Origin of the sequence: Marinobacter sp. DSM 26671 (genome assembly GCF_900112835.1) — a bacterium.
GTDB lineage: Bacteria > Pseudomonadota > Gammaproteobacteria > Pseudomonadales > Oleiphilaceae > Marinobacter > Marinobacter flavimaris.
Genome location: NZ_FONF01000001.1, coordinates 235,524 through 248,550, shown reverse-complemented (window position 1 = coordinate 248,550; position 13,027 = coordinate 235,524). Strand labels below are relative to the sequence as shown.

The window sequence follows — 13,027 nt, the reverse complement described above, 5'->3', positions numbered from 1 at the left end:
CTCTAGTTTCATCGGTGTTCATTTGGCAGCAACGTCCCACTGCTTGAGCAGATCCTCGTATCGGATGGTTTTGCCCGGCGGTTTCTCGTTGCGCAGACGTGGTTTGGGCGCGCCCGGCTGCGCCAGCCACCAGTCGGCGTCCTTTAATTGCTCTTCCTTTGCCATTTTCGGGCCGCAATCACCGGCCAGGAAATTACGCTCAATGACCGACAGAGTCCTGTCCTGCGCTGCGGCCAGGTTATCGAGCGCCTGCTGAGGAGTGACTTTGCCTGTTACCGCATCGGCGATGTTAGGCCACCATAGTTTGGCCAGGCGGGGATAGTCTGGCACGTTCACACCCGTCGGCGACCAGGCTGTCCTGGCAGGACTCCGATAGAATTCGACCAAACCGCCCAGTGTCGGCGCTTTTTCTTGCATTTGCGGCGACTCCAGGTCTGAGAGGCGAATTGGGGTGAGGCCATAGAGGGTCTTCTGCAGTGATACCGTACGCGAGACGGTAAATTGAGCGTAAAGCCAGGCTGCTTTCTGCTGGTTCGAACCCATGGCCCTGGGTATGGTCCAGGCGCCAACGTCCTGGTATCCCAGTTTCATTCCCTCTTGCCAATAGGCGCCGCGAGGAGAGGGCGCCATGCGCCATTTCGGTGTGCCGTCTTCATTGACGACGGGTAAACCCTCTTTTGCCATGTCGGATGTGAAGGCGGTATACCAGAAAATCTGCTGTGCTACCTGGCCTCTGGCCGGCACGGGTCCGGCTTCTGAAAACGTCATGTTTGCGGCTTCAGGAGGCGCGAAGCGCTGTAACCAGTCTATGTATTTTGCCAGTGCGTAGACCGCCGCAGGACTGTTGGTGGCGCCGCCGCGACTGACAGAAGAGCCAACAGGATGGCAGCCTTCCATCCGAATGCCCCATTCATCGACGGGCAGGCCGTTGGGAATACCCCGATCACCCGCGCCTGCCATGGAAAACCAGGCGTCGGTGAAGCGCCATCCCAGGGAGGGATCACGCTTGCCGTAGTCCATGTGGCCGTAAACCCTTTCACCATCAATTTCCCGAACGTGTACCGTGAAAAATTCTGCAATATCTTCATAGGCAGACCAGTTGACGGGCACGCCAAGCTCGTAACCGTAACGCTCCATGAACCGAACCCTCAGTTCCGGGCGTTGGAACCAGTCGTATCGGAACCAGTAAAGGTTGGCGAACTGCTGATCGGGCAACTGGTACATCTTCCCATCCGGCCCAGTAACAGATTCCAGCCCAATGAAATCTTCCAGTGACAGGGTAGGCAGGGTAAATGCCTCGCCCGCGCCCTCCATGTAATCGCTGAGTGCGAGAGCCCAGCCGCTGCGGGAGTGGGTGCCGATCATGTCTGAGTCGTTAACGAACGCATCGTATCGGCCCTTGGCAGCCATGATTCGCTGGAGATTGATCTGGCGAATGACTTCGCCCTCTGGCCTTCTATCGTGTGTTACCGGAATCTCCGTCAGCTCGGAAAAAGCAGGTGCCAGGACTTCTGCCTCGTAATCGTGGGTCGGCAGTTGTTCGGACAGAACCGAGATCTCTGTTCCCTTTAGCTCAGAGGCTGCATGGGCAAACCAGGCCAGCTCTTCCGCCTGTTCATCCGCGGACAGAGTTGAATCCGGGAAATGGTCTTCGATCAGCGTGCGGATCTGCGACTGCTTCTCCCCAGAGAGCGACTCGAAAAGAGGCCCGGCGGTTACCGGTGGGCCAATCAGTAGTGTCAGCCCTATTAACAACGCGAGTTTGTTCATGATTGTCTCTTGTTTTTGTTGCTTTTCGTACAATTTACGATCATATGGTTCGCTAAAAGGTTCGTCAACGAAAAAATTTAGGATTAGGCTATTTGAGATTTAATACCATTAATACAACAAGTTAAAGTCATTAAATGGAATTTTTGCCTATGTGCGGCACGTCTAAACGAAAATTTTTTCGATCATAAACTTTTCATTTGGAATTTTGAGCGCTAAATTTGTGCTGTTTCGAACTGTTTTGTCTTAAAGCGAAAATAAATCGGTTCGTTAACGCAGTTGGCTGCCACGCGCCTGGCCGGGGCTAAGGCTTTTGGCGAGGTGTTTCGGTTGGCTGGCTAAAGTTCAGCGCTAACAAAAACAGGAAATTAACATGATCGAAAATAACAACGTTTTTATATCGTCCAACAACCGCTCTTTCCGGAAAGCCCCAATGGCAGCCGCACTGGTATTGGCGGCAGGTGTCTCCTCTCCAGTCATGGCGGAAGTTTCTTTCGAGTCCGATAATGGGTGGAAGGCGGGCTTCAACGGCCATATTCCGATCTTTGCGGTGTTCGGAAACTATGACGAGCCAACCGATGAGGATTCTTTCACCATCACAACCGGTTTTAACCCCGCAACACTGCAAACGAACATCTATGCGCCCACCCAGAACGGCTTGGAGGTGTCAGGCCACTTCCAGATGAATGCCAATATTGCGCCCGGTGATGCCAATACGGAGTTCCGCAGTCGGGTCTCGGAGATTGCAGTGGCAGGTGATTTTGGCAAGGTTAATATAGGAAAAGGCTTCGGGATCTATGGGGTTCCTGCCATTGGTGATAACGGCAGCGCGTTGGGTGTCGGCCTCATTGGCGGGCCAGACCAGGTGGCGGCCACCGCCGGGCGCATCGGTAACGGGTACTTTTACGCCAACTTCACGCCCCGTGTGATGTACACCTCCAACAACTTGGGTGGCCTGCAATTCAAGGTTGGTCTGTTTAGCCCGTCGAAAGTGGATGGCGTTACTGATGCCGAGTACACCATGCCCCGCATCGAAGCGAACGTGGTCTATTCCGGCGACAACTTCTCCCTTTGGTCCAGTGGCTTTACCCAGGATGTGGACTCCAAAATCGGCACCTTCGATGACTACACTATGTCTGGTATCGATTTCGGTGGTTCCGTCTCGCTGGGTGGTCTGAGTGTTCGTGGCAACTACGGCATCACCCAGGGCACAGGCAACGGTGTGTTTGCCGCGCGCCTGGACCCGAACGAAGAAGACGCAAGCCAGTGGTATGTTGAAACAACCTATCAGATCAAGCGGACCACACTGGGTGTCAGTTATGGTGAAGGTGAGGACGACTTCATCGCCGGTGATGGTGACGATACCGATCTGACCATGCTGTTTGCCCGCTACGCAGCAACAGACCACCTCACCCTGATGGCGGAATACACGACACTGGGCACGGGGAATGGTCAGGGCGAATACGATGCGATCATCTTTGGTTCGCAACTGACGTTCTGATTGTCTCAAACAGAGGCAAGCATCCTCGGAAGTCGGTGCTCAAAAGGTTGAGGTTAATTCCTCAACCTTTTTTATTGTCCGAGATTCCGGAAATGTATGGGAGGGCAGGCAGAGGAGGCTCCTAAAACCGCGCGGAGCCATGGATGGCGGAGCCGAGCGTACAGGGAAGTATTTACAGCGTGTTTTAGGAGTCTCCTCTGCCTGGCCGACTTCTCCCAAGCCAAAAATCCCTGGCCGTGGAAGCGCCGAAAAAAGCTCCGGGCGGAATTATCCGGCCGGAGCAAGGATGCCTGAGAGAGCTTCAGGCGCTGTGGTGGAGAGCAGTTTTGCGAGTTTCAGTGGTGACAGTTTTCATCAGATAACGTTCCAGGGATTCGATATCGGAGTCGCTGGCGTATAGCCCCTGTTTGGTCCTGCGCCAGAGAATATCCTCCGACGTCATGGCCCACTCGTTCTTGACCAGGTGTTCGACCTCACGTTCATAGAGAGTTCCGGCGAAATGAATACCGAGGTCTTCCATAGACGTGCAATTTCTGAGAATGTCATAACTGGTTGTGCCGTAAGTGCGAACATAGCGGCTGATGACCTTCTCGGTGAGCCATGGATAGTCGCGACGCAGAGTTTCCTCCAGAGCCTCGTGATTGGCAAAGTCACCGCCTGGTAAAACCCCTTTCTTGGTCCAGCGTCCGCCGGCTTCGGGAAAGAACTGGCACAGTTTGTCAGTCGCGGCTTCGGCCAGCTTGCGGTAGGTCGTTATCTTGCCCCCGAAGACTGAAATCAGCGGTGCCTTGCCTTTCTCGCTGTTGATCTCAAAAGAATAATCCCGCGAGGCTTTCTGAGCGTTTTCCTGCTCATCATCCATCAGAGGGCGTACGCCGGAGTACGACCAGATCACATCTGAAGGTACAAGTTGTCGCTTGAAGTGAGAGTTCACAATGTTGAGAAGATAATCAGTTTCCTCGGGCGAAATCTTGGCTTTTTTAGGGTCACCCTCGTAGTCCACGTCGGTTGTGCCCACGAGCGAAAATTCATCCTCGTAGGGAATAACAAACACTATCCGCTCATCTTCGTTCTGGAGAATATAGGCTTCGGTTCCCTTGTTCAGCCTCGGAACAACGATATGACTGCCTTTAACCATGCGAATCATCTTCGGGGCGGGCATCGACAGCGTTTCTCCGAACAACCGGCTCACCCAGGGGCCCGAAGCGTTCACTATTGCCTTTGCCGAGACGGTTTTCTCGGTCTCATCGGTCATGTCACGGAGGGTCACTTGCCACTCTCGGGAGCCCTGTTCGGCTTTGACGCATTTGGTGCGTGTAAGAATCTGCGCACCGAATTGCTGGGCTTTTTTTGCGGTCAGAACCACCAGGCGGGCATCGTCAACCCAACCGTCCGAGTACTCAAAGCCCTTGGTGATATCGGGTTTGAGCGGATCGTCTGCCCCGAATTTGATCGAGCGAGAGCCCGGCAGGATCTCACGCTTTGCCAGATGGTCATAAAGGAAGAGGCCGGTTCGAATCATCCATGCCGGGCGCAGGTGAGGGCGGTGAGGTAGCCGAAAGCGCATTGGCCACATGATGTGTGGCGAGTTGCGAAGCAGAGACTCGCGTTCAGCCAGTGCCTCCCGGACCAGTCGGAATTCGTAGTGCTCAAGATAACGAAGGCCGCCGTGTATCAGCTTGCTGCTGCTGGATGAGGTAGCCGAAGCCAGATCATTCATTTCACATAGCAGGACTTTCAGGCCTCGCCCGGCTGCGTCCATGGCAATGCCGGTGCCGTTGACTCCGCCGCCAACGACAATAACGTCAAACTGTTCGTGCTCCATAGTCATTGTTGGTCATCTCCTGACGCCACTGGAAAAGACGCTTTGTTGTGATGCGCACTTTTCAATGTTCAATAAGCGGTATGGAACTATTATGCGAAAGGCAAGGATATTCGTAAAGGAAAAAATAGAAAAAAAACGAAAAGAACGAGGCGATCACATTTTCGAACAGGAGGGACCGAAAAGAAATCAGACGATATGAAGCTGTACGTTATGCTCGGTCAGCAATTGGCGGATCTCGACAGGAGGTTGCTGGTCGGTAAACACGTGGTCAGCCTGGGAGATGCTGCCGAGACGGACCATGGCGTTGCGCCCGAACTTGGAATGGTCGGCGGCAAGAAGAACCTGGTTGGAGTTGGCAATGATTGCCTGGGCGACGCGGACTTCGCGGTAATCGAAATCGAGCAGGGAGCCATCGTTATGAATGCCGCTGATGCCGATAATGCCGAAGTCCATCTTGAACTGATTGATGAAGTCCCGTGTGGCTTCACCGACGATGCCGCCGTCGCGGTTACGTACTTCCCCACCGGCAATGATGACATGGAAGTCTTCTTTGGCGGAGAGAATAGATGCGACGTGCAGGTTGTTGGTGACGATCTGCAGGTTGTTTTTCTCAAGCAGTGCCTTGGCAATGGTTTCGGTGGTGGTGCCGATGTTGATGAACATTGAGGAGTTGTCAGGAATAAGCTCCACGAGTGCTTCGGCAATTCGTTCCTTGGCTTCAAGATCCATGATCTTGCGGGCCTGATAGGCGGTGTTCACGGTGCTGGAGTCAATGCCGGCTCCACCATGGTGCCTGCGGAGTTTCTTCTGTTTGGCGAGTTCATTCAGGTCCCGGCGGATGGTCTGAGGCGTTACCTTGAACTGGTCTACCAGCTGTTCGGTGGTGACGAAACCGTTCTGCTGGATCAGCTCCATAATCAGATCCTGTCGGCGACGCTGTGCCATTAAAACCTCCTCCGCTCTGTCATTTTTCTCATGCGAAATATAGTGCGTCCGAAAACATTCCCAAAGTTTAGTGGTTTTCAGCGGGTTATGCAGCTTTTTTACCGGGACAGGTTGGCCAGATGCGCGCTTGCCGTGAAAACCACTTGGCATTTATGTTCAAAAAAGTAAAAATACGAAAAAATAAGAAACCGAGGTCGAAATTCTATGAGCCAGTACATACTCTCCATTGATCAGGGAACTACCAGTTCCAGAGCCATACTCTTTGACCTGCAGGGCAACATACACGCCACCCGCCAGCAAGAGTTTCCGCAGCATTTCCCGGCCAGTGGCTGGGTAGAGCACAATCCGGAGGATCTCTGGTCATCGGTTAAGCAGACCTGCGACGCGGTGATGGCTGAGGAATGTGGTGATCGCGATGAAGTGATCGCGGTGGGCATTACCAATCAGCGCGAGACCACTGTGGTATGGGATCGTCAAACCGGGGAGCCCGTATACAACGCTATTGTCTGGCAGGACCGGCGGACAGCCTCCTACTGCGAATCCCTGAAGAGTGAGGGGCTTGAGCCGTGGGTCAGCAGCAAAACCGGGTTGTTGGTTGATCCGTATTTCTCGGCCACCAAACTACGCTGGATTCTGGAAAATGTCGCTGGAGTCAGGGAGCGTGCGGAGCGCGGAGAGCTTGCGTTCGGGACGGTTGATAGCTTCCTGTTGTGGCGGTTGACCGGTGGCCGTGAGCACCGTACTGACGCCACCAATGCCAGTCGTACGCTGCTGTTCAACATTCACAACCAGAAATGGGATCCGGAGCTTCTGCAACTTTTCGATATTCCCGAATCGCTGTTGCCGGAGGTGATGGATTCCGCCGATCAGTTCGGGCGGATCACCGAGGGCGGGGCACTCAACGGCACCTCGGTATTGGGGGTGGCCGGCGATCAGCAGGCGGCCCTGTTCGGTCAGACCTGCTTTGGCATTGGCATGGCGAAAAGCACCTACGGCACGGGTTGCTTTCTGATGCTCAATACTGGCGACAAGGCTTTGCAGTCGAAGCACCGTTTGCTTACGACGGTGGCGTACCGGGTAAATGGCAAGCCTACCTATGCCCTTGAGGGCAGTATTTTCATTGCCGGGGCCACCATTCAATGGCTGAGGGACGGGCTTCGGCTTATCCGGGATGCCTGTGAAACAGAGCCGTTGGCAGAGGGGACGCCGGTCGACCACGGCGTCTATCTGGTGCCTGCGTTTACCGGGCTTGGGGCACCTTATTGGGACCCCAACGCGAGAGGCGCGATATTCGGCCTGACTCGTGATACCGGTATCAAGGAGATTGTGACGGCAGGTCTGCAATCGGTCTGCTACCAGACCAAGGATCTGCAAAAAGCCATGGAAAAGGACGGCATCCGCCCAGTCAACCTCAGAGTCGACGGTGGTATGGTGGCCAACAACTGGGTCCTCCAGTTCCTGGCAGACATTCTCGGCGCCCGGGTGGATCGACCTTCACTGGTTGAAACCACGGCGCTTGGCGCCGCCTACCTCGCCGGTCTGGAAGCCGGGGTCTATGGCTCTCTCGAGGAGCTTTCGGACTTGTGGCGATGCGATCGGAATTTTGAGCCGGTTATGACTAAAGAGCATCGGGATAAGCTCTACGACGGCTGGAGCCAAGCGGTGCAAAAGCTTTGACACAACAAAGCGGCCGCGGCAACGAACGTCAGCGAACACCCATTTCCCGCAGGCGCTTATAGAGGGTGTTGCGGCTGATGGACAGCTCTCTGGCCGCCTGCGAGATATTGCCGGTGCATTTCCGGTAAATTTGCAGGGTTCTAGCAAGGGTGTCCTCGGTTTCTGCTTCGGAACCAGCAACTGGCTGTTCCTGCATCGGTGGATCGCTCTGTTCAAGGGGGTTGGCCTCGAACTCTGCAAGAAAATCTTCTGGCAGGTGCCAAACCTGCACCTGCTCGCCGTCGGCAATTGCGATGGCGACCCTCAGCACATTTACCAGTTGGCGGATGTTACCGGGCCAGGGGTGGGCTTCCAGGGCCGAAAGGACTTTCGGTGAAAGTTGCTCAGACTGACCCGGATCCCGGTGCCGGGCATACAGGCTCTGTATCAGGATCCGCCTGTCGGCACGGTTTCGAAGGGCTGGGAGTTCGACGCACAACCCGTTGATGCGGTAGTAGAGGTCGGCCCGGAAGTGGCCGTTTTCAATCCGGGTGGTCAGCGGTCGATTGGTTGCCGTAACCAACAGAATATCGACCGGGACGCTGTCGGTGGATCCCACCGGTGTAACGACCCTTTCCTGGAGAACACGCAATAGACGCGACTGCGCAGAAAGAGGCATTTCGCCGATCTCGTCGAGGAACAGAACGCCCTTGTGCGCTTTTCGTATGAACCCCAGTGATCCCTGCGCCCTTGCGCCGGTGAAAGCACCGGCTTCATAACCGAACAATTCCGATTCGACCAGCTCCGGCGGAATGGCTGCGCAGTTGACCGCGACCAGCGGCTGGTCCTTGCGGTGGGATGCGCGGTGAAGAGCTTTCACCAGCACTTCCTTGCCTACCCCCGTTTCGCCGGTGATGAGTACCGGTAAACCCCGCTCCAGAACTTTGAGACTTTGCGTAGCACAGCGTTTGACCGCGGAATCGCCGTAATCAAGATTGTCGATGTCGAGCGGTCGGGCGGATTGTCGGAGGTCCTCCGGTACTGGAGACGGCTTTGTTTTTCCGTTGGCGTCGGGGATTCGGGTGGGGCGTTTGATCCGGGCACTAAGACGGACCTTGCTCCGGGTGGTCAGTTGCAGGGTTTCTGTTTTAGGGTGGCCGAGGATGTGATTCCGGTGGCGGGTGAATAGCTCATCCAGCCTGGCTTCGACGGTGTTCATTCCCAGAAGCTGATCTGCCCTCTGGTTGCTGGCGATCACCTGACCGGAATCATCACACACGAGAATGCCGGACCAGGGGCTATCGAAGTTGTCCGCCGTTGTATTCAGGGTGATCTGGAAGTGATCCGGCCCGAACTGACGATTGATCAGGCGGTTTTCCACAGATTGGGACAGCAGTCGCACCATGCCTAACGTGTGAGCCTGAGGCAGATAGGCGTCGCTAAACACGCTCAGAACACCCGCGATCTGGCGGTGGGCATCGAAAATCGGTGCGGCAGAGCCGATGATGCTCCGGTTTGTTTTCAGAAAATGTTCATTACGCTGAATCTGAACGGGCCCCCCCACCGCAATTGATGTGCCAATAGCGTTGGTACCGCAGTTCTGCTCTTGCCAGTTTGCACCGGTCTGGAACCAGGGTTTGAGACGGGTCTCGGTGATGCGTTCATCACCCCAGCTGCTGAGTACGGTTGCGTGCTGATCGGCAAGCAGGATGAGACATCGGCTGTTTGATAGGACGTTTCGGTAATAGGGCAGAACTTCTGCTTCGGTCACCGAAAGCAGTTCGCTGTGCTGTCGATTTATCTCCTCTAACCTCGCGGGCTCTGGTCTCAACGGTGCTGGCTCATGATCGTGATCAAGGCCCCAGGCAATACAGCGGTTCCAGGAATCGGCAATCACACTTCGATAATCCGAATATTCGTTTTTTCTCATCAGGCGTCACTCAGTTTTTCGTTTGTTGTTCTGGTTGACGATTCGAGCAGCAAAGTGGAGCAGGCCTGTCCTTGCTGTTGCTCAATAATCTGTGCAAATGCTGTTCACGTCAATGTTCATTTTGAACAAAGTATTGCTAAACGAGCATTGCTATTTTCGGATAGGAAATCGTCATGAAAATTTAAAGTCTTGAAAAACAGTGCTGTAGGTAGAGATACCTACAAACCTTAAAGAAGTGGTACACCGTTTGCGTTAGTGGATTCGAAATCGAATTTTCGCGGTCGGTGTATGCCGGTCCCGAAGCGCGTTTCCATAAGAACAAAAAGGAAAGCCTATGTCCTTAACACTGGAGAATCTCTCCCGTGAGGTCGACGGTGTCGACTACATACGGGATGCCAACCTCACCTTTGAGGCAGGTTCCTTTAACGTTCTGCTCGGCCGGACACTGGCCGGAAAGACCTCGCTGATGCGATTGATGGCCGGGTTAGACAAGCCCGATAATGGCCGTCTGATATACAACGGCGAGGACGTAACAGGGCAGAGCGTACAGAACCGTAATATTTCGATGATCTACCAGCAGTTCATCAATTATCCCAACCTGACGGTCTACGAAAACATTGCTTCGCCCCTGCGGCTTGCAAAGATGACCGAGTCCGAGATTGATCGTCGGGTGAAAGAAACCGCGTCGATGCTCCGGATTGACCCTCTGCTGAAGCGCTATCCCCTGGAACTGTCGGGTGGTCAACAGCAGCGAACGGCCATGGCCCGGGCGCTGGTTAAAGATGCCACCCTGGTGCTTTTCGATGAGCCACTGGTCAACCTTGATTACAAGCTGCGCGAAGAGCTCCGGGCGGAACTGCGGGATCTGTTCCGCGAGCGCCAGTGTATTGCGGTGTACGCAACCACAGAGGCCAATGAAGCCCTTGCACTCGGCGGTACAACAACATTACTGCACGAGGGGCAGGTCGTTCAGACCGGCCCGGTGATGGATGTCTATCGGGCACCGGTGAACACTCTCGCTGCACAATTGTTCAGCGAGCCTCCAATGAACATGATTCGTGGCCGGGTTTCCGAAACCGAGGTGACCTTCGACGAATACTCCCACCACGCGCTCACGCAGGAATTGGCGAAGCTGAAACCGGGTGATTACTGGTTCGGGATCCGTCCCAGCCATATCGGTCTGGTGCCCACCAGTGATGATGACCTGGAGATGTCCATGGAGGTGGAGCTCAGTGAGATCAGTGGTTCTGAAACCTTCATGCACGTTGAGAACAGCCACTTTGAAATGGTGTTGCAACTGATGGGCGTGCATCAGTACCACACGGGTTCACCCATCAAGGTGTACCTGCCAATCAACAAGCTTTTCGTTTTCGACAACGACGAGCAACTGGTGCACACACCGTCCCAGGTTTCAGGAGGGTCTGTCTGATGGCTGAAATTCAATTGAAATCACTCGCCCACAGCTACAGCGATATGCCTACCGGGCCGGATGATTACGCGATTCGCCAGCTTGACCATGTCTGGCACAAAGGTGGGGCATACGCTCTGCTCGGTCCGTCGGGCTGCGGAAAAAGCACCATGCTGAACATTATTTCCGGTCTTGTTCAGCCTTCGGAAGGTGATGTTCTGTTTGACGGCAAGCGGGTCAATGAACTGTCTCCCCGGGACAGGAATATCGCCCAGGTTTTTCAGTTCCCCGTCATTTACGACTCAATGACGGTATACGACAACCTGGCGTTCCCACTGAAGAACAACAAGGTGCCAGCCTCCAAGATCAAGGCCCGCGTCCATGAGATTGCAGAGGTCCTCGAAATAGAGGACAAGCTCTACAAGAAGGCGAAGAACCTGACCGCGGATGAAAAGCAGAAGGTATCCATGGGCCGCGGCCTGGTTCGGGAGGACGTGTCCGCGATTCTGTTCGACGAGCCACTGACGGTGATCGATCCGCAACTCAAGTGGAAACTGCGCCGCAAGCTAAAGCAGATTCACGAGCAGTTTGACATCACCATGGTGTATGTCACCCACGACCAGCTCGAGGCCTCCACCTTTGCCGACAAGATAGCGGTGATGTACGGCGGGCAGATTGTCCAGTTTGGTACGCCGACCGAGCTGTTCGAACAGCCCAACCATACCTTCGTGGGCTTTTTCATTGGCAGCCCCGGCATGAACCTTATTGAAGTGCAGCGGTGTCCCCGGGGCGTGTGTTTCGGAAGCACAGTTGTGTCACTCGAGCCCTGGCAGGTAGATGTCTTGCAGCGGACCAGGTCCACCAACATCAAGATCGGAATCCGTCCCGAGTTTGTGGAAGTGTCCTCTGTGGCTTCAGACGACACCTTCGAGGCCGAGGTCCTGGATGTAGAGGACCTGGGTACCTACAAGATTGTTACCGTTCAGCTTGACCATGAAAAAATGAAAGTCCGGCAGAGCGAGGAGTTCGCCGCATCGATTGGCAGTAAGGTTCACCTCTCGTTCCCGAGGCAATGGCTGAAGCTGTATGTGGATGAATTCCTGGTACAGGAGCAACAGTGATGCAAAAGGTACAAAACAATAGAGCCTGGTGGCTGGTGCTGCCGGTATTCCTGCTCGTTGCCTTCTCGGCGCTGATTCCCCTGATGACCGTGGTGAATTACTCGGTCCAGGATATTTTTGGCCCGGGCCAGGCGTTCTTTGTAGGCACAGAGTGGTTTAAAGAGGTACTGACTGATGAGCGCCTGCAGGATTCCCTGATTCGTCAATTTATATTCTCGGGTGCGGTACTGCTGATCCAGATTCCTCTGGGTATCGGTGTTGCCCTCATGATGCCGAAATCCGGTATCAAGGGTTCCCTGTGCCTGATTCTTCTGGCCATTCCACTGCTGATTCCCTGGAATGTGGTTGGCACCATCTGGCAGATTTTTGCCCGCGGCGATATCGGTCTGTTCGGATGGGGCATTAACCAGTTGGGTATAGATTACAACTACACCGGAGACACCCTCGATGCCTGGCTGACGGTTCTGTTGATGGACGTCTGGCACTGGACGCCCCTGGTGGCCCTGCTCTGCTACTCCGGGCTGAGGGCGATTCCGGAAGCTTTCTACCAGGCGGCTGAGATCGACCGCGCCTCGAAATGGGCCGTGTTCCGGTATATCCAGCTCCCCAGGCTTAAAAGCGTTCTGATCATCGCGGTTCTCCTGCGGTTCATGGACAGTTTCATGATTTACATAGAGCCTTTTGTGCTGACTGGTGGTGGTCCCGGCAGTTCCACGACCTTCCTGAGCCAGACTCTTACAACTATGGCCATCGGGCAGTTCGATCTCGGGCGCGCGGCCGCGTTCTCGCTGATCTATTTCCTGATCGTCTTGCTGATTTCGTGGCTCTTCTTTACCGCCATTACGCACGCCGACAAAGAAAAATAAGGAGAGTG

General features: G+C 54.6%; 9 protein-coding genes. 5 read left to right on the top strand and 4 right to left on the bottom strand.

Translation table 11 applies throughout. The annotated features are described in order from the left end of the window. Positions 1 to 18 precede the first annotated feature (18 nt). Positions 19 to 1,770, bottom strand: a complete 1,752-nt coding sequence (locus BM035_RS01075) for an ABC transporter substrate-binding protein (RefSeq protein WP_254775331.1) — start codon at positions 1,768 to 1,770, stop codon at positions 19 to 21. Positions 1,771 to 2,140: 370 nt separating this feature from the next. On the opposite strand from BM035_RS01075, the gene BM035_RS01070 reads away from it, so the two are divergent. After that, positions 2,141 to 3,268, top strand: coding sequence for a porin (locus tag BM035_RS01070; RefSeq protein WP_092029872.1), 1,128 nt, complete (start codon positions 2,141 to 2,143; stop codon positions 3,266 to 3,268). A 301-nt stretch (positions 3,269 to 3,569) separates the two neighbouring features. Here the strand turns inward: BM035_RS01070 and glpD are convergent, their stop codons facing one another. Both glpD and BM035_RS01060 read right to left on the bottom strand, forming a co-directional pair. Next, entirely contained in the window at positions 3,570 to 5,099 is a 1,530-nt protein-coding gene (gene glpD / locus BM035_RS01065) for a glycerol-3-phosphate dehydrogenase (RefSeq protein ID WP_092029870.1), read from the bottom strand. Positions 5,100 to 5,279: 180 nt separating this feature from the next. Continuing rightward, a complete protein-coding gene (locus BM035_RS01060) occupies positions 5,280 to 6,038 on the bottom strand; it encodes a DeoR/GlpR family transcriptional regulator (RefSeq protein ID WP_053112348.1) in 759 nt (252 codons plus the stop codon). A 204-nt stretch (positions 6,039 to 6,242) separates the two neighbouring features. Between BM035_RS01060 and glpK the strand changes: the two genes are divergently transcribed. Beyond that, on the top strand, positions 6,243 to 7,715 hold the full coding sequence (gene glpK, locus BM035_RS01055; protein ID WP_092029869.1) for a glycerol kinase GlpK: 1,473 nt from the start codon (positions 6,243 to 6,245) through the stop codon (positions 7,713 to 7,715). Positions 7,716 to 7,743: 28 nt separating this feature from the next. Here glpK and BM035_RS01050 read toward each other — a convergent pair whose 3' ends face one another. Further along, a complete protein-coding gene (locus BM035_RS01050) occupies positions 7,744 to 9,624 on the bottom strand; it encodes a sigma-54-dependent Fis family transcriptional regulator (RefSeq protein ID WP_092029867.1) in 1,881 nt (626 codons plus the stop codon). 334 nt (positions 9,625 to 9,958) lie between these two features. Between BM035_RS01050 and BM035_RS01045 the strand changes: the two genes are divergently transcribed. Genes BM035_RS01045 through BM035_RS01035 form a run of 3 tightly spaced genes read left to right on the top strand, consistent with a single transcriptional unit; the run spans position 9,959 to position 13,019 of the window. Beyond that, positions 9,959 to 11,053, top strand: coding sequence for an ABC transporter ATP-binding protein (locus BM035_RS01045; protein WP_014577503.1), 1,095 nt, complete (start codon positions 9,959 to 9,961; stop codon positions 11,051 to 11,053). Further along, positions 11,053 to 12,153: an ABC transporter ATP-binding protein gene (locus BM035_RS01040; protein ID WP_092029865.1), complete on the top strand. Its 1,101-nt coding sequence runs from the start codon at positions 11,053 to 11,055 to the stop codon at positions 12,151 to 12,153. The genes BM035_RS01045 and BM035_RS01040 overlap by 1 nt, the downstream gene beginning before the upstream one ends. After that, on the top strand, positions 12,153 to 13,019 hold the full coding sequence (locus BM035_RS01035; RefSeq protein ID WP_014577501.1) for a carbohydrate ABC transporter permease: 867 nt from the start codon (positions 12,153 to 12,155) through the stop codon (positions 13,017 to 13,019). The genes BM035_RS01040 and BM035_RS01035 overlap by 1 nt, the downstream gene beginning before the upstream one ends. Positions 13,020 to 13,027 lie beyond the last annotated feature (8 nt).